Origin of the sequence: Promicromonospora sp. NPDC057138 (assembly GCF_042670845.1) — a bacterium.
GTDB lineage: Bacteria > Actinomycetota > Actinomycetes > Actinomycetales > Cellulomonadaceae > Promicromonospora.
In genome coordinates, this window is sequence record NZ_JBHUUX010000004.1 from 82029 (window position 1) to 105003 (window position 22975).

Consider the following 22975-nt stretch of genomic DNA (forward strand, 5'->3'; position numbering starts at 1 on the left):
GCAGGGCGACCGCGAGGATGAGCTGGTCCATCGTCAGCGGGCCCCAAGCGGTTCCTTTCGTCGCTGAACGCTCGGCTGTGCAGGCCGTGCCGGCTCCGGCTCCCAGTGGATCCCGGTGCGTCATCGGTCCCGGCGCCGGATCCCCGCCCGATCACTCGGAACCGCCCGGTGTGGTCAGCGTGGCGTCCAAGTCGCTGCTCAGGGTGATCGACAGCGGGGTATGCGGGCTGTCGCCGACGATCCACCCACGCCAGACCCAGCGTTCGGCGATCCTGGGCTCGACAGCGGCCGGCCACAGGACTGCAGCAAGAAAGCGAGCGTCCGTCGGGTCCGGGACCTGCAGGTGCGCTTCGACGACCCGGACCGTGCCCTGCTCGACGCCGCTTGGCTCAAGGGAGGTCATGCCCACGAGGACGCCGCAGCGCGCACTGACGTCGCGGATCGCGGCGATGCGCCGCAGAAAGATCCCCACCTGGAGCAGCCGCGATTCGTGGGGCGAGGCAGTGCCTGCCTCGTGGCTTGGTCGGCTACCGGAGGCATCGTCGGTCGCGGGGCCGTTCATAGGTCGGGCCTGACGGCGTGGGTGGCGAGGTCGACGGCGTCTTCCAGCCGGGTCGGCAGGCGGCCGATCAACGCGTTCCCGCTCAGACCGGCGGCCTTGACGACCTGGTCCAGACCAGCCCTGACGTCGTCGGAGATCGCGTCCGTGACGGCCGAATGGCGCAGGACCTCCTGTGCGGCGTACCCATCGCCCGACTCCAGGGCTTCCGTCGCGGCTTGGGCCGCGATCGCCGGGGCGGCCAGGTGCTGGTCTGCACGGGCGATGACCGCGACCGCAGCGCCGTACCGGGCCCGGTAGGAGGCGTACCGCTCACCCAGGCCGGCACCAGCCCGGTACCGGTCGACCATCGCGCTGGCAGCCTCGTGCCGAAGCCCGGAGGCGGCGCACAACGCGGTCAGGCAGCTCGCGACGTCGCGATCCGCGTCGCTGACCGTGTCGGACCCGGCCACCAGCGCGCGGGCGCCGTTCCCATCCCGGTCCAGGAGGCGGGAGATGATCAGGGCCTGGCGTCCTTCCAAGAGGCGGTTGCCGATCCCGCCGTAGGTGCGCGCCAGCTCGGCGGCGCCGGCCCAGCGTCCGGCGCGGGCCAGCGCGACGGTGCCGCTGACCATGAGCTGGGCCTGTGCCAGAGCGACCAGCTTGCGGTGCTCGTCCAGGGCACTGTCGACGTCGCCGAGCGGTAGCGGCAGCGGCTTCGGCAGGTTGTCCAGCGTGATCGCCAGCCTGCCGCGGGTGGCGTCCAGGATCCTGACTAGCATCGCCACACCCCGATCTGGATCCGTATGCAGGTGCGCACGCGCGAGGCTGGTCGCCGATCCGACCACCTGCTTCGCCTCCTGGCTCGTCAAGGGCCGGGTCAGGTCGGTATACAACGCAATGTGCCGGGCACCGATCCGCTGCGCGAGGTCGGGCTTGCCGCAGTCCCGGGCGATCGCCGCGGCTTCCGTCAGGGCCCGACCGGCCTCCCGTACCGCGACCTGCCGGTCAGTCGCCGCCACCGCTGCGCGCGCGGCATTGGCGACCTGGTCGAGGCGAGTGCGCAGGGGCGGGCACGCCGGGCGAGGCCACGCCACCAGCGGAAAGCAGAAGGCGACCTCGCCGCGCGCCACGTGTGCTGGGCGTTGAGTGCCGGGCGTCACTGCTTCGGTGGCCGACGCCTCCGTGATGCGGGTGGTTGTGATACCTGTGGTGGGTGTGGTGGTCATGAGGCCCGCCTCGTGGTCCGCAGCGCGTCGCGGGTCGCGACGGCAAGGATGGTCTGGTCGGTCGCTGGCAGGCCCAGCCGGTCCCACTGAGCCGCCAAGCCGCGGGCGAGCTGGCCTTGCAGATACGGGGCGTGTTCAGCGGCGGGCAGGTCACCGTCTCGGGTGGCAGCGGCGAGGCTCCGGGCAGCCATGGCGAGGTCGGTGGCCCACGGGGTGATCGAACTGCCCAGCGCCTTGGACACTGGGACTCGCCAGAGCAAGGTCAGGACCTCGGCCAGGCCGTGGGCCCGGAACCGGGACGACTCGTCCAGCCCACCCGCGCTGCGGCGTGCCAGGGTGTCCAAGACGTCGGCGGCCGTCGCATGATCGAGTCCGGCCGCGCGGCAGACGGCACGCGCCAGGACTCCGACGACATGCCTGGTGCGCAGCAGCGGACGGCTGGCCTCCGGCATGGGGTGCAGCTGGCGCAGGTAGGCGAGGCTGCCACGCGAGTCCGCGCGATGCAGGTCCAGCCCCGACCCCGGCCCGATCCCCGCACAGGACACAGCCCCAAAACCAGTTCCCGGCTCCGGACGGGCTTCGTGTTCGGACCCGGAACTGCTCTGGCAGGAAGTGTCCTGCGTCCAGTACTGCACGACGCCGCGCTCGACGAGCTTGTTCAGACTTAGCGGCACGTGCCTACGGCCGGCACGATCCAAGTGCAGATGCCACCCGTCCTCGCGGCGCAGGAACCACCACGACCCCTGGCCCAGAGCGCACGCCACATCGAGATTCGGTCCCACCACATGCGCGCCAAGGCTGGCAATCGACTCGGGCTTCGCGAACACGATCTCGAGCCGCAGTGAACCCTCCCCTGCGCCGCTCCCGGTGTTCATCGGCAAGGCGTTCACGGGCGGCGTCTCGGTGCGCGCTGCCGTGCGCGGGAGCGCGATGGCGTTCGTGGTGGCGTGCGGGTTCATGAGTGGGTCCATGCGATCACCAGGAGCCGGTCCCAGCCCGAGGCCGGCTCTAAGCGCCCCAGCAGGGTCTGGTTCGCTAGCCGAGTCCCGGACCGGCCGGTCAGGAACGCAGTGTTCTCCGCCCAGCCTCGACCGGTCCGGGCCAGGGCTTCGGCGGCAGTGGACAGGCGTTGCTTCAGCAGAAAGGAGGACGCGTCCTGGGCGGCGCGGAATGCCGTCTGATACACCCCTGCCGTCCCGGTGAGCAGGCCCGGGTCGGTCAGTCGGCCAAGCGACTGAGGGCTCAATGAAGTAGCCATGACCGTCTCGGCTGTCGTGCGCCAGTCCGTCTTGCCGGTGACGATCGCGGCCATCTGTAGCGCGCGTGCGATCCCCACCGTCCCGGCCCAGGTCGGAGCCGTCGGCTCCGTCTGCGTCGTCCGGCCTGTGCGCAGTTCGTCCAGGGTCAGCCGCTGTGGCCACCACGACCCGTTCGGGCCGTCCTGCCGCCAGTCGTCCAGCCACCCGACCAGACTCTCGAACGCGCCCTGCGGCACAGCCGCCTGACGTCCGGCGCGCACCGCGAGCGCGAGGAGTGCCAGCAGTCCGGCCGCGCCACGGGCCATCCCGAGCTCCGCGTGCCCGTAGTGCGGTGCCAAAACGTCCGGTCTGCTCCACCACCCCGGTACCCGTACTCCGTCCAGGGTCCGGTCCTGGGTGAGGTCGACGAGGTGCGTCAGGATCTGGCTCAGGGTGTGGCTGTGCGGTGCACGGCGTAACAGCAGCACGCCGAGACCGATCAGGCCGTTGAACAGGTCGAACTCATCGGCCGTGGCCGCGACCTGGGCCTTGCGCCGGTGCTGGGCGGCGGTCAGGCGCTCCCGGGCCACCGCGTCTACGACCTTGTCCAGCTCGTTGAGCACGTTGACATAGCGGGCTGCGCCGTCGGCACCGGCTGCGTCCAGGACGAACGCTGCCGCTGGCGCGCCGTAGAACAGCCCCTCTGGTATGGCGCCGTCGCCGCGCAGATCTCTAGCTCGGAGCGACTTCGGCGAGTAGACCTTGAACATCTTGTCCCAGCGCTCGACGCCGGTCAGCGCGAGCTCAACCTCCAGCAGCGCCTCGCCGAGTGCTCCGTCCGCCAACGACAGCGGCTGGCCACTGCGTGGCCCGGGTACCCAGGGGTCAAGGTGTGCGGCGGGAACTGTGGCGTTCATGGTGCTCTACCTCGGTATGGATTGGTACGGGTTCGGAGCCGGTCTCGGCTCAAGTAGTGGGTAAGGCTGGTCTCCGGTCAGCAGGGACGACCGGTGGGGCCCAGCGGTCGTCGATGGTCCCCGTGGTCTCGTCCGCCGCGGCCGCGAAACGTCCGGTGGCGGTCGCCCCGTCCGACAACTGGAGGGTGCTCGTGGGAGAGGGCCCCATCACCGGTCTCCTTGACGGCCTGGGGCAGCGCCAAGGATCGCGGCGAGCTCCGGTGGCGTCTGGACGGTGACGCGGCACTGGATCGGAATGGACGATCCGCGAGGGCCGTGGACCAATCCGGTCCAAGTCGTCCCGCCTGGTCCGCGGCGCAGGTTGAGGTCGGTGGCCAGCAGGCGGGCGCTGATGACGTCTGCGGCCACCACGGTCAGTACGCGGGCGTCGGCGAGGTCGCCGTCGCCCAGATCGATAGCACCGGGCAGGAGGATCACCCCAGCGAGGTCGACCAGTGTCCCGCCGCCCAGGACGGCGAGGGCGGCCATCGCGTCATCAGGGCTCATGGTCGGACTCACCATTCCTGCCCGGCCGAGGTTCGCAGCGCGGCGCGGACGTGGACTTCGAGCCCGGCGACGTCGCCAGACCAGTCGGTGATCGGGGGTAGTGCCGTGGGGTGGTCTAGGGCTGCGGTCATGCCGAGAGCGCGGGCGATGTGCTCGCCGTCGTCGAGCTTGGAGGGCTGGATCGCAACGGAGTCTCCCTTGATCGAGAGGCTGGCCACCCGCTCGATGTTGCCCAGCTCCAGGATCTGTGCCACGGCCTGCAACACCTCGCGTATAGCGATGGCGCCGGGCTCTACAGTGAGGTGCTCTGGGAAGGCGCGGTCTGTCGTGCCTGCCATGATCGGCTCCCCCGATACTGTCGGCGCGCTCCGATAGCGCTGCGTGCCGCCAGTCTCAGCCAGGCGCCGCCCCGGTTACCCCCCTGCAGATCGAAGATATGCGCATCGGGATGAAAGCGCTCTGACCTGCGCGAACGCCACGGAGCTTCAGTAAGGTAGAAGTTCCGTGGCGTCATTGACTACAGGGCGCAGCGGAGACGGGCTGCATTGGCGACGTCGTCCCTGCCGGCGGGCTGTGCCAGATGACCCCGCCGGCCTCATCCGCGCTAGGGACGAGGAGCTGGACAGACCAAAAGGTGCCGTGGTGCACACGTATCGTGGTCCCTCACCCCCGGGACTGTTCCCCCGGGTCGACGGTCGCACTGCGGGCAGCGGCGCCGGGCCTCCTGGGGGGGTCAGCTGGCCGGGGCAAGCGGGACGTCCCTGACGACGTCCCAGACGTAGACCTTCTCGTCACGGTTGAGCCGGATGAGCTGCACCGAAGTGATCGGGATGGTCACCGGGGTAATCTCCCGCAGCCGGGCGACCCGATCTCGGACCAGTCCTGCCTCGAGCGCCGCGTTGCTGTAGGCCACGGAGACGTGTGGTCGGAAGCCGTCGGCATCCTCGGGAACGTTCGCCCAGACGTCGCCGATGCCCGCACGGACCGCGTCACGGACCTGGGCGACGGCCGCCCATGGCGTGATCAGCAGTCCCGTGCCCTCGGCGTCGGCGTCCGCAGGGCCGAGGGTCATGTCGAACGCCAGGACGTGAGCCAATCGTGCCGTGGCGGCGTCTGCTATCGCGGTGAGGTCCTCGTCGCTGACTTCGTCGGTGAAGCCGACGCCCTGCATCGTCAGGTGCAGCCACCGCTTGGGGATGGGATCCAAGCCTGGCCCCTCGAGGTGCGGTTGGATCTCGTCGACCAGGTCGTGAAGCGGGCCTGCGGTCGCGTTGTCGAAGGTGATGTGCCAGGTGTACGCCTTGCGCCCAACGTGCCAGCCCGGCCGCCACCACCAGTGGTCGGTGAGCTTGTCGAGCTCCTGGAACCGTGCCCACCGGATCTCGAAGCTGGTCTGCTCAGGCGTGGCGGTCATGCGTCTCCTCAGTCGGTCCGATGTGGCTGCGCGCGGGCCGCGACGAGCTCGCGCACTTCACGGACCGCAGGCAGAGCGTGCCACGGCTGAGCGGCCTCCAACCACTCCCCTGTACGTTTCTCGACCGGGTATTTCCGCTCTGCCGCGGTGATCTCCACGACCTCGGTCACCAGCTTGGTGGCACGTTCCAGGTCCCGGGAACCCGGCTGCAGCAGAACGGTGGCGATGTCGAGACGGGTCATCGCCTGCGTGGAACGCACTCCAAGCCGGTCGAACGTCTTCAACGCGCGGGTCGCGTACTGCTCAACCCGCTCGGCGTCGCCGAGGGCGAGATAGGCGGTTGCCGCGTTGCCAGCGGTACGCGCCTCGCAGTAGATCCCCTCGTCCATGCTCGCGCTCAGGTCCACCCCCGGCCTCGCATGCTCCTCGATCACCGCCCACCCGTGGTCGACGGCGCGCTCCACCCCTTCGCGATCGCCCATCCGCGCCAAAGCCCGCGCACGCCCGTTGACCGCCAGCCGCACCGCGTGCACACCCCGCGGGGCGCGAGCAAGTCCGTCGTCGGCCAGGGCTAGCGCGTCCAGGTACTGCCCGTCGTAGTACTCCACGAGGCTCTGCGCCGCCCGCGCCCATGCGATCAGGTCGAGGTCGCCGGTCGCTTCGGCCAGGTCGAAGGCCTCGCGCGCGTAGGCGCGGCCCGAGTCCAGGTGTCCGAGGTCTAGCGCGAGGGTCGCCTGCACCCCGGACAGGAACGTCGCCGTCGTGTAGAGGCTGCGGGCAACTGGCGGGTGGTGCGGTTCGCGCAGCATCCGGTGGAGGTGGGGGCGCAAGGTTCGCGCCCGCACGTCGAGCTGCGCGACCGGGGTCAGGTCGACCTGGCCGATGATCTGCCCGACGGCGTCAGCCAGGTAGTCGAGCTTCGGACGGTCGGCGTGCATCGAGGACAGCCACGCCCGCTGCTGCTCGATCTCGGCCACTTCTGGATCAAGGACCGCCGTCGGCCCCGTGTCAGGCTCGGCCGCTCGTTCTGCCGCGCCAGCCCGTGACATCAGCGCCACGGCGTGACGTTCGGCGGGCTCCATCTGGGCCAGGTCGGCGGCGTCGACCAGGTCGGCGGGCGTGCACCCGTGCCCGAACGTCAATGCCAGGCCGGACAGGTACTCCAGCGGCGGCTTGGCTCCGGCAAAGGGCCACGACTCGAACGCCGACACGCGCGACTCGGTCAGCTTGGCGCCCGGGTTCGCGACCAAGTACTCCATCACCAGGCGCCACTGCTGCCAGCTCAGCGCGGCCCGCCACGCCACCCGAGGTCGCAGGTCCAGACGCCGGCGTAACTCCGCCACGACGTGCGGCACGCTCGCGTTCACCGCCTGGAGCTCGGCGCGGATCTGCTCACGTGCTGCCGCTGAATCCCTAGCCATCCCCTACCCCAGCTTTCGAGCCGGGCACGCGGCGGGCAGGGCTGTGGTGGTGGTGCTCACGACGTCGCCTCGGCGGGGATAGGGGCTACCAGCTGGGGATTCAGCAGGGACTGCAGGACGTCGACTACGCCCTGTTCTTCGACCGTCCCGGTGGTCTCGTCGGCTGCCTCACGGACGGCCGCCGGCGCGTTGCCCATCGCCACGGCGCGAGCTGCCCACTCGAACATCGGCCGATCGTTCCCACCATCACCCACCGCCACCGTCCGCTCCGGCGACACATCCAGGCGTTGGCGGATCTCCTCCAAGGCGGACGCTTTGGACAGGCCCGGTGGCGTCGCGTCTATCCAGTCGGCACCGACCGTGTTAGCGGTCAGGCCTAGGGCACGCACCGGCTCCACGAGCGTAGTGACCAGGCCGGGAGCCGCGAGGATCAGACGGGGCGTGGGCTTGGCGAACAGCTCATCGAGCCCGACAACCCGCTGCGCCCCGCTGACCTGGCCGCGCCCGAACCGCGCCGTTACGCGGTAACCCACCCCGATCTCCTCCGCGCCGAGCCGCGCCTCGGGGACCAGGTCGAGCGCGAGCCGGGCCACGGGCTCGATGTCGAACGTGCGCGCGTCCTGCACGATGTACCCGCCGGGCGCTTGTGGGTCGAGACGGGCAGTGACGGCACCGTTGGATGCCACGATCCAGCCGGTCTCCAGCTCAAGGGCGCGGATGATCGGTACGAGGCCGACCAGAGAGCGGCCTGAGGCGATCACGATCTCGTGTCCGGCGGCCCGGACCTGCGCGACCGCTTCCGCCGTCTCGCCAGGGACGTCATGACGACCCTCGGCGGTGAGGGTCCCGTCGACGTCGAGGGCGATCATCAGACGCACGTGCCTCGGACCAGGCACGGTGCCGAATCCGGCAGCCAACCCGGAGACGACCGTGCAGACAGCGTCGGTCCGCTTCAGGAGATCGGTGACCGCCTGGTGCCTCGCCGCCATAAGGTTACTCGCTGGCACCAGGACGTGGACGGCGTCGTGCCGCTCGGCAAGATCTACCAGTTCGCTGAGCGTCACGCCATCGCGTGCGTCCGCAACAACGTGTAACAACGCAAAGCCCTCACGCGCGGCGTACCCAGCAAGGAGTTCACGCTGCTGCTGCAGGCCACCGGTGGTGGGAGCGCTGACGTAGCCGACGGCGGTCGGTCTGGGTGTAGTCACGCGATGCTCCTGACCTGAGACGCACATGCTGTTGAGCGCCCGAAGGCGCGGTACCTGCGAGGACCTCGTCCACGGCGCGCAAGACCGCCGGCAACGGGACAATCCCGGCAGTGCTCCGCGGGCTGGCTTGGACCTGGGCCTCCACGCCCAGGTGGGCGCCCCGACCAGACCGTGGCCTCGTGCTCGGGCCGAGTGGTCCACCGCGTGGCCCAGCCCGAGCCCGCGGGCGACTCGCGCCCCGTCCTGGAGGTCACCGAGCTCCAGCATGGTCGCCCAGACGACCGCCGCACGCGCGATACGCCCGGGTCCGAGCGCCACCAAGATCTGCTCCAGAACGGTCTCCGCCAGGAGCTGGTCGGTCCCGTCTCCAGGTCACCAAATCGATCGGTCGTCGGCGGTGGACGTCGCCCGGATACTGGTCGGCGTGGTAGCCGCGGGTCGGGTACCGGATCGGGTATAGCAGCGGGGGGTCGAGGTTCTGGCGTGCCCATCTCGGGCCTCCTTGCATGATTTCTGGGAACCCGACCGGTGACGGTTTCTCCAGCACGTCACCGGTCGGGCGATCTAGGGCGCGACCTGTGCCAACGGGCATCCCGCACGGCAGCTGAGACGAGCGGGCTTCGCCCCGACCATTTGCGGGCCTGGCTGGCTCCTGGTCGCCTCCTGACGCGGCGGCTTCGTGCTCAGTCCACCGGCCGTCAGCGTCGCGTTGCGGTCAATTGCCATAGGGGCTACTCCTCGTGCCAAATCCGTAGGACCATGCGTCGCGCTGAGGTCCGCTACCTAGACAATCGCGCCAGGTCGTGAGCAAAGTGACACAGTCCTGTGACACCGTGGACAGCGCTACCGAGCCGATAGGTTGGTGCTACGGTGCCGAACACCTGGCTAAGAGCGTCCGGACCAAGAGAGGGTGCGATCGCGAGTGAATCGGCGCGAGACGACGTTCGTCGTCGGAGGTCAGGGCTACATCGGCTCGGCGGTCACGGCCATTGCGGCTGACGCTGTCACCGTGTCTCGCGACGGCTCCGCCGGCACGCTCCCGTGGCAGGATTTCCTTGCACTGCTGCCGGGCGAATTCGAGCCGAGCGTGGTGTGGCTTCTCGACGGCGCGAAGCACGATGAGTCGGCTCGTCTGACCGAGCTGATCACGGCTCTGCCGGCGAGGGCGCACGTCGCGTACGTCTCCACGTGCACGGTGTACGGGAACGTGGGCGGCGATGTATGCACCGAACGGACGCCGCTGAGCCTCATCACTCCGCACGCGCGGATCAAGGCCGCCGGTGAAGATGCCCTGGGGGCAGCCGGGGTGGCGACCGCGGTGCTGCGGTTTGGTGCCCTCTATGGACCGGACCCGCGCGGGCTGCGCAAGGATAGGGTGACCACCTGGCTGAACGAGGCCAGCGACCAAGCCCAGATCACGGTGCCGCACCCGACGCACTGGCGCGGCTGGCTCCACCGTGACCAAGCCGGTCGCGCACTTTATGCGGCTGCCGCCGAGCGTCATCTCGGAACCTTCAATGTGTCGTCTTCGGACGCCACATTCACTAGCGCGGTCCGACCGGCGGCAGAACTCTTCGGCGCCGCCGTCGTCCCCGGCGCCGGGGACGACCCACTCGACTACCGCATCGACTCGACGCCGGCCCGCGTCGCCGGCATCCTCACGGAACTCCCAGGGGAGGACCTCGCCGGGTGCATCCGGGCCGAGGCCGAACGAAGGTGGCCCGAGCTGTTCCGAATGCCGGGCGCGACCGCGTAGGCTCTCCGACAGCCAGAATCCTTGGATCGAGGTAAGCCGCCATGGACGAGACGACAATCGGCGACCGGATCGCCGACCATCGCAAGGCTCGTGGGCTGACACAGGTTGCGCTCGCCCAGCGCGCCGCTGTCAGCACCTCCCTCCTGCGAAAGGTCGAACAAGGTTCACGCGACGCGACGCCTGTGCTGGTTGCCGCGATCGCCAACGTCCTCGAGATCGACGTCACCATGCTCACCGGCCAGCCGTACGACCGCGATGGGAAGCGTCCAGACAGGATTCATGCGCTGATACCGCCGTTGCGGCGAGCGCTGGCCTACTGGGACCTGCCCCCGACGCCGGAGTACGCACCACGCTCATGGGAAGCACTCGCCCGCGACGCGCGTGAGGTCTCGCGGCTCCGCCAAGCGGGGAAGCATCTCCAAGTCGCGACCCTGCTGCCGCGGCTGCTCCAGGAAGCGACGGTCGGCCTGCACGACGCCGAAGGAACGGTCCGCGAGCGGTATTTCGAGGCGCTGACCGTCCTGCTGTTCGCGGCGCACTCGGTGACTTACAAGACGGGCTACGAGGACCTGTCGACAGTGGTGGAGGACCGTCTGGCCTGGGCTGCCCAGCAATCCAGCGACCCGCTGATGGCCGCACTCGCAGCCTGGGCCCGGACCACGTCAATGTTGCGCAGCGGGGCCTACGACATCGGCCTGCACCTGCTCGCCCCGCACCTGGACGGCATCGACCCGGCCCAGCCGGACGCAACCACGGTCGCTGGCGCCCTCCACCTGCGTTCATCGATTCTCGCGGCCAGAGCAGGTGACGCCGCGAAGGTTGAAGCCCACCTGGTCGAGGCGCGAGACCTATCGGCCCGGCTCGGGACAGATAGCAACGGCGGTTGGCACCAGCTCTCCTTCGGACCGGGAAACACTGGCATCCACGACGTCGCCGCCGCAGTCGAGCTCGGTGACGGCCCAACTGCCCTGCAGCGTGCCGAGCCCCTCAGACTGGCCGGTGCCGTACCCGCGATCCGTGCCGGACACCACTACATGGACCTGTCGCGTGCGTTCCTCTGGCAGGGCCAATACGACAGATCGCTCGCGAGCTTGAACAAGGCCCGCGAGCTTGCGCCCCAGCAGACCCGCCACCACCCCACGACCCACGAAGTCACGCGCATGCTCGTGCGCGCCCACCGCCACACGAACGAGCCCCTGGCACGGTTCTCCACCTGGATCGGCGTCGTGTGACCGGATCGCGCGACCGCACGTGACACAGAAGCGTGTCACTCGGCGTCGTGCAGTGGGTCGAGACTCGGAGGGGTAAGGGCACCCGATGAGGACGGAAAGCATGGAAGACGAGGACTCGATCGGCCGGAGGATCGCGTTCTACCGCAAGCAGCGCGGTCTGACGCAGATAGCCCTGGCGCAGAAGGCGTCGGTTTCCGTGTCGTTGCTGCGCAAGATCGAGCAGGGAGCTCGCGACGCGACACCGGTTCTGGTCGCCGCGGTCGCCAAACCGCTCGGGGTCGACGTCACGGTGCTGAACGGTCAGCCGTACGACCGCGAGGGGCCTGGACGCGACCGTATCCACGAACTGATTCCAGCGGTGCGCGCCATGCTGAACTACTGGGACCTGCCGCCCGATCTGGAGACCCCGACAAGACCCGCGGACCAGCTGATAATCGAGGCCGTCGCGATCGCCCACCTGCGCCAGGCAGACCGGAACGTCGAAGCCCTGAGCCGGATCCCCGCTGTGCTGCTGGAGATCACCGCGGCCCTGTACGCGACCGACGTTCCGAGCGAACAGGAGACCCTCCACGACGCAGCCGCGACAGTCCTTCACCCGGCCCTGTCCATCCTGCACGCGACCGGGTACGACGACCTTGCCACAATCACCGCGGCCCGGATCACCTGGGTGGGGGACAGATGGGGCAGCCCGCTCGTCGCGGCGCTCGCCGTGCACACCCGGACCTCCTCAATGCTCCGGTACGGCACCTACGACGTCGGGCTTCGTCTGACCGAACGTGCTCGAGCGGACCTCGCCACCGAGGGCACCGACGCTGACGCGCTACGGATGACCGGATCCCTCCACCTCCGCTCGGCGATCCTTGCCGCACGCGCTGGCGATGCAGACCTGGCCGCGCAGCACATCACTGAGGCCCGTGCCATCACCGACCGGCTCCCACAGGACACGGACCACCTGTGGCGCAACCTGGCGTTCGGACCGACCAACACCGGCTTCCACGACGTCGCGACCGCCATCGAGCTCGGCGACGGGCCACGGGCCTTGACGCTCGCCGAGGGCCTCGATGTGCCCGCAACGTTCGCACGCACTCGGACGGCTCACCACTTCATGGACCTCGCGCGCGCTTACCTCTGGCAAGGGAGGTACGACGCGTCGCTTGCGTGCCTCCAGCGCTCCCGGGAGCTGGCGCCCCAGCAGACTCGCCACCACCCGACGACACGTGAGGTGACTCGCATGCTCGTGCGTGCCCACCGGCACACGAACGAACCCTTGGCTCGGTTCACCGCCTGGATGACCGTGAACTGACACCGATCAGTTCTCGCCGGGGTCGACAGCGTCCAGCAGACTGATCCAAGGGAACGTGTTCGCGGCGCCGACGCCGGACTGGTGCGGTTCGTCAGGACCGATGACGACCTGAGTGCCCCAACGGCGTAGCGTTTCAAGCGATCCGTCGTAGGTCGGGTGCTTCGCGAAGGCGACGTTGATGTACGGGCCGACGGCGATCGGCACCCCGCGCCCGGTCTGCTCGATGAGCCGGGTCAGGACGTAGGTGTCGGCAATGCCGAGCGCCCACTTCGTGATCGTGTTGTACGTCGCCGGCGCCACGATCACGGCGTCGGGATCGGGCAGCGAGTATCCGACCGCAGTATGGAATTCCGTCCGCACGGGCCGGCCGGTCACATCGGCGATCTCCGCCATGGTCACCGGAAACGCCGACGCAGCTCGCTCGGTCGCGAGCACGTGGACGTCCCAACCCCGTTCCGCAATCAGCGGGAGGAAGCGCGAGGGTACCTGCCGAGTCGCCCCGGCCGCACACACCACCAGGTACAACACACCGGCGCTCATAGTGGCGACCTTATCGGGTCACGGGCATGTGAGCCGAGGCCGCCTCGACATCGCATACGGGGGTCGGAGACGTCACGACGCTCGCTCCGTTCGACGGGTCTTTTCCCAGGTGACACATGAATGTGTCACTCCTGGGCACACCGTGGCGACGATCGTTTGTTGCGGGCCGGCACCGGCAGGCCGCGACCAGGCAGGCTGTTCTGCCCACAAGATCAGGGGGACCGATGACGAGGATCGGATCACAGCCCGAAGACACGGTCGTGGGCGTCCGCGTCTACGTCTTTCGACGTCAGTCAGGCGCGACGAGGTGAACGTTCCTGCCCCGGTCGACATCGGCTACCTCGCTGCTGCCAACAAGAGTGCACTTGCCCGGCAAGAGGAAACCGTGGCGAGCCACGCCAAGGCGGAAGGGCTCGCCCTAGCTGAGGTGCTGCCGGATGACCGTGAGGCACTCACCATCAGCCAGGTCATCGATGCGGTCCGTCGGCTTGAGGCGAAGCTCGTCCTCGTACCCGCCGAGGCCGCGACGGCCGTAGCCCGCAACCTGCTCAACGAACGCCGCTCGGAGCCGCATGCGTTGTCGTGGGACCAGCGACGGGGAAGTCAGAGGGTCCTGCACCGTAATGCCGGGCTCGGAAACCGCCACACGAAAGGTCGTCCAGCAAGCGCCGCTCACATCCGTTCCACCCGAACCGAAGGGCGAGTACTTTGCACACCACTAAGCAGGGCGTCGAGGCGCAGCGCCTCACCATCGGCGCCGTCGAGAGACTGTCCGACACGACAGGTGTCCCACGTGAGGACGTGGTCCTGATCGCGGTCAACCTGTTCGGCATCTCCAGCACCGTCCCGCGGCACCGCGCTCGGGTCCGGCTCGACAGTGCGCCGGACCCGGCGTGTATGGCGATCGTCTCGCTCAACGTGACCGACTTTCCGTTCACACTGAGCGAAGACCTCTTCCTCAACAGTGTGCACGTCGCAGGCATGGAGCGGATCGACGCGGACGACGCCGTCGGCGGCTACTTCCGTAATGGCGGCGCTGCCGCGACGCTCAACCCCAATGCCCGCAGCCGTTGCGTCGGCTGCGATGGGCCAGCAGCGGCGATCGGAGCACAGGTGCCGTACTCATCCGGCTGGTTCGGGTTTGCGCAGTTCATGCGCAGCCCGGCCCTTGCGCTCGGGGCGCGCTAGTGGCCGCCCCGCTGTCGGAACTGAGTCCATATGCCTCTGCGCGTCACTTCTTCGGCGCGGAGTTGCGTGTGCGCCGGCTCGCCGTCGGGCTTTCGCAGGAGCAGTTGGGGCAGAAGATCTTCGCCACCGTGAGCATGGTGAACAAGGTGGAGCTGGCACGGCGTTTTCCGTCGGCCGACTTCGCCAGGCGCTGTGATGACGTGCTGAATACGGACGGCGCGCTTACTCGGCTATACCAGTTGGCGTTGGCGGAGCGGACACGACACGAGACACCGGTAGATCGACCGGTCATCCTCAGTGAGCCGGAAGCCCGAGCGCTGCGCCGACTGTTGACCGCAGAGATTACTCAAGTACCCACCGAGACGAGCGAGCTAATGCCGGACGTGCTCGACCGGATCGACTTCGTGCTCGCTACCGCGGGGCCACCAAGCGGACCCTGAAGACTCACTCGAAGAACATCTACCATCTGCACGCGTCGGGCCACACAGTGCTCCTCGCCGCCGGCCCCGCGAGAGTGTGCCCTGACCTCGTTGTTGCGCCGCCAGGGGACGGCTGGGATGTTCGGTCGCCCTCCGGCCTGAGCACATCCTGGGCAGCTGCGCACCAGTACGGCATTTGCCACACCAGGCCATGATCGAGGGCCCAGTTGGCTCCCTCCGCCAGGCGGTGGGTCACCACGCATGTGAGCAGCGCCCGCCCACCGATGGACTCGATCTCTCGTCTGAGCAGTTCGGCAACTGCCGGACAGGGCAATGGTGCCGCGGGGTCGACTCGTGCGCGAATGTCTGCGCGGTGCCAGTCCACTAGCAGCGGTGCAAGATCGACGGATCGACAGCCGAAGCCGAGCGTCGTCTCGACGTCGACCAGCCCGGAGACCGCATCGCCGCCGTTTTCGTCGAACAGGACGTTGCGCAGGTTGAGATCGCCCAACACGAGATCGCGCGTCTCGAGCTCCCATGGCCCTGGCGGGCGGGCGAAGACCAGATCGCGCAGCGCCTGTCCGTGGCTGCCGGACGCGGCCAGCCTGGTCCAGGCTCTGCCATCGGGGTCGAGGGCATCGCGCAGCCGTGCGGGCCAGTCCACGCCGCGTGCTGGCCGCTGGTGTGTTTGACGCCGGTTGAGCGACAGCACGCTTTCGAGCCGGGCAGGTGTCAGGGACGGCGCACGTTTACCGGGGAGGACGTGCGCCACCGTGTACCACCCGTAATCGGGCAGCAGGCCGTAATCCAGCAGTCTCGGGAGCGGCAGCAGGTCCGGCGCCAGTGCGCGTAACGTTTCCATGTTCTCGGCGACGGTGGGGAAGTCGTCGACGCCCGCCTGGATCTTCAGCACGACGCGCTGGGTGGACGTGATCGCCGCAGTCCAGCATTGTGCGGTGGCACCGCCGTCCAGAGGGGTCGGGTCGCGGAGGATGAGGCCGGTGCGTCGGGTGAGGCTCAGGGCTTGCTGAAGGGCTTCCTCGTCGGCGTTCGTCATCGGTGTAGGGGTCTCTCCCTGCTGTGTCCGCGGGGTCGTAAGGGCGCGCCGGTCAGCCTGTCGGTGTTGCCGCACCGTTCCAGATCGAGCCTGGCCCACAGTGAATCCGCCGGTCAGTCCGGTGAATGAGACAGCGAGGGCTGTCTGTATCGATGTCATGGACTGGCGCTGCACAAATTGCGCAAATAGGCTCATGACTCTGATCAAGGTACGACGACCAGCACTGATGGATGAAGCGGGCGACATAGGCGCGGCGCCGGTCCGTTGCGTCGCACACTCGACTCGATCTCGGGCGCGGTCGTCCTTCGCCGGGGCGAGCCGCTGCGGGGTACGGCGATGAAGGTCAGCGTGCAGCTTTTCGCCTCGCGCCGCGAAGGTGAGGCGCCCGCCGGCGTCATTGAGAAGACCATGGAACTCACGCAGCTCGCCGACGAGCTTGCCTTCGATGCGGTCTGGTTCGCAGAGCACCACGGCACACCGTGGAATCTGTGCACCGATCCGCTGACGCTGGCCGCGTACGCCGCCGGGGTGACCCGATCGATCGGTCTCGGGACCGCCGTGTCGAACCTGACGGTTCAGCATCCGGTCGCGGTGGCCGAACGCGGTGCTCTGGTCGCGCAGCTGTCAGGGGGGCGGCTCCAACTCGGCATCGGTCGCGGTTTTGCGGCCAGCGACCTTGCGTTGTTCGGTGTGCCAAAGGACTCGGCGGCACAGGTCTTCGACCGCAACCTCGAACAGTTCGGGACGCATGCGACACAACTGCTTCCAGACAGGCAAGGGCTGTGGCTGGCTACGACCGGCAACCCGGCCACTCTCCAGTTCGCCGCCGATCACGGCTGGGGGCTGCTGCTGGCGGGCTCGGGCGGCCGGCTGACCGATATCGGCTCCCAGTCGCGGCTCCTGTGGCAGGCACAGCATGCCGGTCAGCAGCCGATAGCCGTGTTCCGCGCGGTCCATGTCGCCGACACGGTCGAGCAGGCACGGGCGGAGATGCTGCCCTATGTCACCTGGTACCGCGATCAGGCTGCGGCGCTGCAACCAGAGCAGCCAGTGAGGCCGGTGGACGAGGTTCTGGCGGGCTTTTGCGTGTTCGGCCCGCCGGAGGTGTGCCTGCAGGAACTGACCTCGCTCGCGCAGACAGCCGGCGCGACAGAGGTGGTGGGTGTTTTCGGTCTGGGCGCTGCGCCATTGGAGATGACCCGCCAGTCGATGCGGCGGTTCGCGGCGGAAGTCAAGCCGTTGCTGGCTGAAGTGGACACGGTCGCGGCACCGATGGGAGCGATAAATGACCGACCTGGATCTTGAGACCTTGACGCGCTCGTTGTCGCGGGACGACGCCGAGCAGTATGCAGACGTGGCCCTCTCCTCGGGCCTGGCGGAGTACCTGCCCTCGCCCACCGGGACCTATCTGACGGGCACCTACCCGCCGCTGAAGGCGATGCAGCCCGTCGAGGCCGCAGCGGTGTTCGCCGACGTCACCGACGAGCTGAACGTCTACGTCCACATCCCGTTCTGTCGGCAGAAGTGCACGTTCTGCCACTTCGCCAAGGAGATCAAGCCCGGACAGGACCGGGTGGCCGCCTACCTGCAGGCTCTCGTGGCCGAGATGCGCCAGGCAGCGTCCGTGCTCGGCGCGCGGCGGCGGGCTCGCTCGGTGTACTTCGGTGGCGGGACGCCATCGACACTGACTGCGGCGGAGATGCGGATGCTGTTCGCCGCGCTGCACGACAACTTCGTCATCGACGCCGCCACCGAGTTCACCTTCGAGCTGCACCCGCAAATCGTGCGGGACCCCGACTTGGCCCGTGACAAGCTCGCGGCGATGCGCGAGGCGGGGGTCAACCGGATCGCGTTCGGCGTGCAGAGCCTCGACGACGGCGTGCTGAAGATCCTCAACCGGGGACACGACGGGCAACAGGTCTTTGATCTTCTCCAGCTTCTGCGCGACGAGGGCATGACCAACGTGTCGGTCGACCTGATGTACGGGCTGCCCGACGAGACCCTTGCCAGCTGGTCGCAGACGTTGACCCGGCTGCTCGACGCGGGAGTCAGCAAGTTCAACATCTTCCCCCTCTTCTTCAAGATCACCGATCCGATCAGTCGGCTGTACGAACGCCATCCCGAACGCTTCCCCGACGCGCGGCAGCGGCTGGCCGCGCACGTACATGCCGAAGCACTGCTGAGCGCGAAGGGCTTTCACCGCGGGCCGGTCTTGTACTACTCGCGCGCCGAGCACCATTCGCAGCAGCAGGAGTTGAAGTTCGACGCGATCGACGACGTCAACCTGCTGGGGCTGGGCGTCAGCGCATTCGGGTACCTGGGCTCCACCCAGTACTACAACCTCTGCGACATCGACAGCTACATCGCCGCCGTCGAGGACGGACAGATGCCGGTCTGGCGCGGCACAACGCTCGACGACGACGAGCTGTCCCGGCGGGCGGTCATGTTCGGGCTGCGTTCGGCCGGCGTCGACCGCCAGGCATTCCAAACGCGGTTCGGGCAGCTGCCCGAACACCGGTTCCCGGTCCTGCACGAGCTTCGCGACCGAGGCCTGCTGGAGCTGGCGGCCGGAGTGTGGACGACCACGGCGATCGGCGCGTACTGCGTCGACACGATCAGCTCACTGTTCGCCAGCCAGGCCGTGCTAACCCGCGTCGAGCAGACCAACCGTGAGCTGCCGGACCGCCGGCACAGCCCGATCGAGCAGTACGACTTCTCGCCGCTCGGCCGCGACCAATTCAGCATCCCCGGAGCCCGTTGATGAGCGCGACCGTCCACGCCACGAACGCGGCACCGAGCATCGTGGTTCTCGGCGCAGCCGGACGGCTCGGCCACATACTGACCGACACGCTGCCCCGGCTCGGGTTCCCGACTCTCGGCATCACCCGCACAGGCACTCCCCAGTGTGCAGCCGCTGTCGACGTCACCGACCCACGCTGGTCGAAGCCCGCCTCCTGGCGCTCGGTCACCGCCGGATGGCCCCCGATCACCGCCGTGATCAATCTAGTCACCGGCCGCGAACCGGAGGCACGGCAAGCCGAAGCAAGCTCCCGCGCCGGCGTCGAGGTCATGCGAGCAGTCACCGAGGCGATCGGCGGCGAACCGCTCATGGTTCATCTGGGCAGCATTGGCGAAGCAAGCAGACCACCGCTGTCGGCGTATGTAGCCGGGAAGATCGCCGCCCGCCGGGCGGCGAACGCGGACGGGAGAGTGACCGTGCTCACCGTAGCGATCGTGCCACGCGCCGTCGGAGCCAAAGCCGATCGAACCCTACGCATGCTCTGCCGGTTGTCGCCGTGCATCGCAGCTCAGCCGATCCCCGTCACCGCCGGGGAAATCTTCGCGCACACGTTGGCGTCATTACTGAGTGACGGCACCGCTGCGGGCAGACACATGGTCCTGGCCGCCTGCGAGCAACCACTGGGCCAGGTGCTCGGAACCCGGAACCGGGCCGGGACGCTGGGTGACCACACAGCTCGGGCACTGATCGCGGCACCGACAGCGGGCAAGATGCTGGGCGGGCGGGCGGTGTCATTGGCCAAGGCCGCACTTGGCTCGACCGTCATCGAGCACTACGCGGCGGCCATTCCCAGCAGCTCCTATCTCGCCGCGTCCACGCCGGGGCAGCTCGTCGCACGCCACAACGACGACGAACTGGGCTCCTGGTGGCTCGTGCCCGCCGACATCGCCGATCGGCGGGCCACCCTTGTCTAGATCCTCTGCCGCCTTCACCGCCGAGGCCATCATGCGCGTACAGGCCGGCGGCCACCTGACCCGGACCGAGGCACGCGACGCCTTCCTGCCAATCCTGGCCGGGGACTACACGGGCGCGGACGTCGCGTGGGGAGCGCTGCTGGCTGGCGTGCACACCCACGCCGGCGGCCCTCAGCCCGACGAAGTGCTCGGCTTGATCGACGCCATCCTGTCCTACGACCCGGCGCTGGCCAGGCAGCTCTCAACTCCGATCCAGCTGGCAAACGTCGACCAGGTGGTCGCCATCACCGGCAGCGGCAAGGAGACCTTCAAGACGTTCAACGTCAGCACCGCCGCGGCGCTGGTGGCGGCCTGCCACCCCGGAGTCGCCGTCGTCAAACCCGCCGGTCGTGCCACGTCGGCAAACACCGGCGCAGCCGAAGTCCTAGAGCACCTGGGTATCCGCCTGCCCCGATCCTTCGACGAGATGGCCGAGCACGCCGACCGGACCGGGTTCTGCGTGTTCGACTACCACCTCGTCGCCCAGAGCTACGGTCCACGCTACGAAGGACGGTTTCATCACCTGCACCCGCTCAGCCACGTCACACCCTGGCTGTTCGTGCCGGTCGCACTCGACGCGCTCGTCTTCGGCATCGCCGAGCCAAACACCGCTCTGGCAGCCTCCATCATCAGCATGATCGGCCCGGCCCGCGCTGCCGTGGCCTGCACACAGGTCGGGGCCCTGGGAAACATCGACGAACACGCGCCATTCGGCATCACGCACGTCACCACCGTCAACGGCCCCGACACCGAAACGGCAGTCACCGACCACGGCCTGCCCGATGACCTCGCCCGCCTGCGCCAGCCGCCCAGCCCCACGGCGGCTGCGACATTCGTCGAAGCCGTCCTCGCCGACGACGCGCCGGAGCTCGCGGTGGACCTGGTCGTCGCCAACGCCGCGCTGATGCTCTCGCTGACCGGCATGGCAATGGCCGACGCCGAGACGGCCTGCCGCGAATACATCGCATCCGGCGACGCGACGCACCGCCTGAACGACATCCGCCACGCCAGCATGGAGGCCCACGCCTGATGAACCCCGCCACCGGCACCAGCCACCCGGCCACCTTCGACGGGTTCCTCCCCGAAGGAACTGCGCCCATCGGCGCAGATCTGCGCGTAGCCGCCTGCGCAGACACCGACTTCCTGCAGGCCCGGTTCGTCGGCCACGTCGCCGCCGACCGGCTCAGCGAGGTTCCGCCGACGCAGAGCATGATCGTCACCGGGTACGGCCCCACTAACGCGCCCACCGTGGGCACCCTGTCCGCGATGCTGGCCACCAAACAGCTCCAGAACCGCACACGGCTACCCGCCACGCTGATCGTGTCCGACCTGGGCGCGTGGAACTCTCGCAACGTCGACTGGCCCACACTTGAGCATCTTCGCGACCGCATCCTGCGCTTCCTGACGGCGGTCGGCTTCAACGGCGACACGACCACCCTGCGCGGCCACCAGGACCACGACAACCTCGTGCTGGCCGGGCTCATCGCCAAGCTGCTCACCGAGGCCGACTTTCGCGCCAACCGCGAATCGCTCGACGAGCTGTACCAGGACCTCGGCCTGCGCGGATCGATGCTCGGCATCATGGTCGACGGCCTGTACACCATCGCAGACATCCTCGGCCCGCTCCGCGCGGGATACAGCCGGGTCCTCATGGTCGCCGGCGTCGAGGAGCATTACTTCGCCGATCTTGCGCGGCTCGTCCTCTCCCGGGCGGCCGAACGCTACCCCGGCCAGCTGTTCCCGGCGGACACCGCAGCAGCCGCCGTCTTCCTCGACGTAGTTCCCGGCCTGGCCGGCTATCCGAAGATGTCCAAGAGCATCCCCGACTCCGCGATCAACCTCGGCGAACCCCTGGACGCGATCCGGCACAAGATCGTCGGCGACGACCGCACCCACCCTGGCGTCCTGCTCAAGATGATGGAGCTGGCCAGCGACTGGACCGCCGACGCCGTCAGCGAGGCCCGACGCAGCTTCCAGGCCCGCGACAGCGACCCGCGACCATGGCAAAAGGCCCGCCAGCGGTACGCCGAAACCCTGCTGACGTACGCCGAGCTGTGGGCGACGACAGCATGAGGCGCCTTCGCCTTTCGGACAATGCCGAGACAGTCTCAGCCGATAGTATCCGGGTGACAAATCAGCCATGCGGCGCACGCACGAAACGATCTCGAAAGCGCCGATCATCAACGCGGAGTTCACTGTGACCAGGAAGCGCGCACTCACCGGCATCAAGCCGACCGGCATCCCGCACGTCGCCAACTACATCGGCGCGATCCGGCCCGCACTGGCGCTGACCGAGGAGTACGACTCGTTCTACTTCATCGCCGACTACCACGCGCTGACGGTCATCAAGGACCCCGCCGAGCTGCGCAGCCTCACCTACGAGGTGGCCGCGGCGTGGCTGGCGATGGGCCTGGACCCACAGAAATCCACGATCTACCGTCAGTCCGACCTGCCCGAGACGTTCGAGCTGAATTGGCTGCTCAGCTGCGTCACCCCGAAGGGGCAGATGAACCGCGCCCACGCATACAAGGCGGCCGTCGCCGATGCGGAGGCCCAAGGCAAGACCGACGTCGACGCCGGGATCAACATGGGCCTGTACGGCTACCCGGTGCTGATGGCCGCGGACATCCTGCTGTTCTCCTCCGACGTCGTCCCGGTCGGCAAGGACCAGTCACAGCATGTGGAGGCCACCCGCGACATCGCGCAGAAGTTCAACGGAACCTACGGCCCTGTGCTGAAGGTGCCGGAGTTGCTGCTCAGCCCCACGGCCGCGTCGATCGCGGGCAGCGACGGCCGCAAGATGAGCAAGTCCTACGGCAACACACTGCCGCTGTTCGCCGAGAGTGCTCCGCTGCACAAGCTGATCCGCCGCTATGTCACCGATTCGAGCGGCCCGCACGACCCCAAGGACCCCGAGACCTCGGGCCTGTTCCAGATCTACCGCGAGATCGCCGACCCGGCCGACACCCGGCTCGTACACAAGGCGCTTTCGGCCGGCGAGATGACCTGGGGCGAACTGAAGGAGACCGTCTTCGAGACCCTCGACGCCTTCCTCGCCGAGCCTCGGGAACGCTACCGCGAGCTGATGGCCGACAAGTCGAAGATCAACCGCATTCTGGTCGAAGGTGCCGATAAGGCCCGCCCGGACGCCATCGAACTGCTGGCCCGGGTACGCGAGGCCGTGGGACGAGTGGAGATCCGGTCCTGAACACAGGC

Annotated in this window: 23 protein-coding genes; 11 read left to right on the forward strand and 12 right to left on the reverse strand. The window is 68.5% G+C overall.

Going from position 1 to position 22975, the window contains the following annotated elements; genetic code table 11:
- Nucleotides 1–151: 151 nt before the first annotated feature.
- The 9 genes from ACFT2C_RS04325 to ACFT2C_RS04365 form a co-directional block, all read right to left on the reverse strand.
- Entirely contained in the window at nucleotides 152–562 is a 411-nt protein-coding gene (locus ACFT2C_RS04325; RefSeq protein ID WP_377205771.1) for a hypothetical protein, read from the reverse strand.
- Nucleotides 559–1767 carry a hypothetical protein gene (locus ACFT2C_RS04330; RefSeq protein ID WP_377205772.1) on the reverse strand — a complete coding sequence of 403 codons (1209 nt, stop codon included), beginning with the start codon at nucleotides 1765–1767 and terminating at the stop codon, nucleotides 559–561. Before ACFT2C_RS04330 ends, ACFT2C_RS04325 begins: the two co-directional genes overlap by 4 nt.
- Entirely contained in the window at nucleotides 1764–2726 is a 963-nt protein-coding gene (locus tag ACFT2C_RS04335) for a hypothetical protein (RefSeq protein ID WP_377205773.1), read from the reverse strand. Before ACFT2C_RS04335 ends, ACFT2C_RS04330 begins: the two co-directional genes overlap by 4 nt.
- Nucleotides 2723–3922 carry a lanthionine synthetase LanC family protein gene (locus ACFT2C_RS04340; RefSeq protein WP_377205774.1) on the reverse strand — a complete coding sequence of 400 codons (1200 nt, stop codon included), beginning with the start codon at nucleotides 3920–3922 and terminating at the stop codon, nucleotides 2723–2725. Before ACFT2C_RS04340 ends, ACFT2C_RS04335 begins: the two co-directional genes overlap by 4 nt.
- Nucleotides 3923–4129: 207 nt before the next feature.
- Nucleotides 4130–4468, reverse strand: coding sequence for a hypothetical protein (locus ACFT2C_RS04345; RefSeq protein ID WP_377205775.1), 339 nt, complete (start codon nucleotides 4466–4468; stop codon nucleotides 4130–4132).
- Nucleotides 4469–4476: 8 nt separating this feature from the next.
- On the reverse strand, nucleotides 4477–4806 hold the full coding sequence (locus ACFT2C_RS04350) for a hypothetical protein (protein ID WP_377205776.1): 330 nt from the start codon (nucleotides 4804–4806) through the stop codon (nucleotides 4477–4479).
- A 395-nt stretch (nucleotides 4807–5201) separates the two neighbouring features.
- On the reverse strand, nucleotides 5202–5882 hold the full coding sequence (locus ACFT2C_RS04355; protein WP_377205777.1) for a 2'-5' RNA ligase family protein: 681 nt from the start codon (nucleotides 5880–5882) through the stop codon (nucleotides 5202–5204).
- A gap of 8 nt (nucleotides 5883–5890) precedes the next feature.
- On the reverse strand, nucleotides 5891–7303 hold the full coding sequence (locus tag ACFT2C_RS04360) for a hypothetical protein (protein WP_377205778.1): 1413 nt from the start codon (nucleotides 7301–7303) through the stop codon (nucleotides 5891–5893).
- Between the two features lie 56 nt (nucleotides 7304–7359).
- Complete coding sequence (locus ACFT2C_RS04365; RefSeq protein ID WP_377205779.1) at nucleotides 7360–8511, reverse strand: HAD family hydrolase; 1152 nt, start codon at nucleotides 8509–8511, stop codon at nucleotides 7360–7362.
- A gap of 922 nt (nucleotides 8512–9433) precedes the next feature.
- Between ACFT2C_RS04365 and ACFT2C_RS04370 the strand changes: the two genes are divergently transcribed.
- The 3 genes from ACFT2C_RS04370 (at nucleotide 9434) to ACFT2C_RS04380 (ending at nucleotide 12802) form a co-directional block, all read left to right on the forward strand.
- Complete coding sequence (locus ACFT2C_RS04370) at nucleotides 9434–10267, forward strand: NAD-dependent epimerase/dehydratase family protein (RefSeq protein WP_377205780.1); 834 nt, start codon at nucleotides 9434–9436, stop codon at nucleotides 10265–10267.
- A gap of 41 nt (nucleotides 10268–10308) precedes the next feature.
- Nucleotides 10309–11499: a helix-turn-helix domain-containing protein gene (locus ACFT2C_RS04375; protein WP_377205781.1), complete on the forward strand. Its 1191-nt coding sequence runs from the start codon at nucleotides 10309–10311 to the stop codon at nucleotides 11497–11499.
- A 100-nt stretch (nucleotides 11500–11599) separates the two neighbouring features.
- On the forward strand, nucleotides 11600–12802 hold the full coding sequence (locus ACFT2C_RS04380) for a helix-turn-helix domain-containing protein (protein WP_377205782.1): 1203 nt from the start codon (nucleotides 11600–11602) through the stop codon (nucleotides 12800–12802).
- Between the two features lie 6 nt (nucleotides 12803–12808).
- Here ACFT2C_RS04380 and ACFT2C_RS04385 read toward each other — a convergent pair whose 3' ends face one another.
- The gene (locus ACFT2C_RS04385; protein ID WP_377205783.1) at nucleotides 12809–13342 is read right to left on the reverse strand and encodes a flavoprotein; all 534 of its coding nucleotides are present in this window, start codon (nucleotides 13340–13342) and stop codon (nucleotides 12809–12811) included.
- Between the two features lie 418 nt (nucleotides 13343–13760).
- Nucleotides 13761–13916 (reverse strand): hypothetical protein, encoded by a 156-nt coding sequence (locus ACFT2C_RS04390; protein ID WP_377205784.1) that lies wholly within the window; start codon nucleotides 13914–13916, stop codon nucleotides 13761–13763.
- 227 nt (nucleotides 13917–14143) lie between these two features.
- Between ACFT2C_RS04390 and ACFT2C_RS04395 the strand changes: the two genes are divergently transcribed.
- Together ACFT2C_RS04395 and ACFT2C_RS04400 are read left to right on the forward strand one after the other, a co-directional pair.
- A complete protein-coding gene (locus ACFT2C_RS04395) occupies nucleotides 14144–14530 on the forward strand; it encodes a hypothetical protein (RefSeq protein ID WP_377205785.1) in 387 nt (128 codons plus the stop codon).
- On the forward strand, nucleotides 14530–14970 hold the full coding sequence (locus ACFT2C_RS04400; protein WP_377205786.1) for a multiprotein-bridging factor 1 family protein: 441 nt from the start codon (nucleotides 14530–14532) through the stop codon (nucleotides 14968–14970). Before ACFT2C_RS04395 ends, ACFT2C_RS04400 begins: the two co-directional genes overlap by 1 nt.
- A 19-nt stretch (nucleotides 14971–14989) precedes the next feature.
- Here ACFT2C_RS04400 and ACFT2C_RS04405 read toward each other — a convergent pair whose 3' ends face one another.
- On the reverse strand, nucleotides 14990–16006 hold the full coding sequence (locus ACFT2C_RS04405; RefSeq protein ID WP_377205787.1) for a phosphotransferase: 1017 nt from the start codon (nucleotides 16004–16006) through the stop codon (nucleotides 14990–14992).
- Nucleotides 16007–16342: 336 nt separating this feature from the next.
- On the opposite strand from ACFT2C_RS04405, the gene ACFT2C_RS04410 reads away from it, so the two are divergent.
- From ACFT2C_RS04410 to trpS, 6 genes are all read left to right on the forward strand, one after another.
- Nucleotides 16343–17311, forward strand: coding sequence for an LLM class flavin-dependent oxidoreductase (locus ACFT2C_RS04410; protein WP_377205788.1), 969 nt, complete (start codon nucleotides 16343–16345; stop codon nucleotides 17309–17311).
- Nucleotides 17292–18767, forward strand: coding sequence for a coproporphyrinogen-III oxidase family protein (locus tag ACFT2C_RS04415; protein WP_377205789.1), 1476 nt, complete (start codon nucleotides 17292–17294; stop codon nucleotides 18765–18767). The genes ACFT2C_RS04410 and ACFT2C_RS04415 overlap by 20 nt, the downstream gene beginning before the upstream one ends.
- Nucleotides 18767–19720 (forward strand): hypothetical protein, encoded by a 954-nt coding sequence (locus ACFT2C_RS04420; RefSeq protein ID WP_377205790.1) that lies wholly within the window; start codon nucleotides 18767–18769, stop codon nucleotides 19718–19720. The genes ACFT2C_RS04415 and ACFT2C_RS04420 overlap by 1 nt, the downstream gene beginning before the upstream one ends.
- Before the next feature lie 31 nt (nucleotides 19721–19751).
- On the forward strand, nucleotides 19752–20789 hold the full coding sequence (locus ACFT2C_RS04425; RefSeq protein ID WP_377205791.1) for a hypothetical protein: 1038 nt from the start codon (nucleotides 19752–19754) through the stop codon (nucleotides 20787–20789).
- On the forward strand, nucleotides 20789–21832 hold the full coding sequence (locus ACFT2C_RS04430) for a hypothetical protein (protein ID WP_377205792.1): 1044 nt from the start codon (nucleotides 20789–20791) through the stop codon (nucleotides 21830–21832). The genes ACFT2C_RS04425 and ACFT2C_RS04430 overlap by 1 nt, the downstream gene beginning before the upstream one ends.
- 67 nt (nucleotides 21833–21899) lie before the next feature.
- A complete protein-coding gene (trpS, locus tag ACFT2C_RS04435; RefSeq protein WP_377205793.1) occupies nucleotides 21900–22967 on the forward strand; it encodes a tryptophan--tRNA ligase in 1068 nt (355 codons plus the stop codon).
- The last annotated feature ends 8 nt before the right edge of the window (nucleotides 22968–22975 follow it).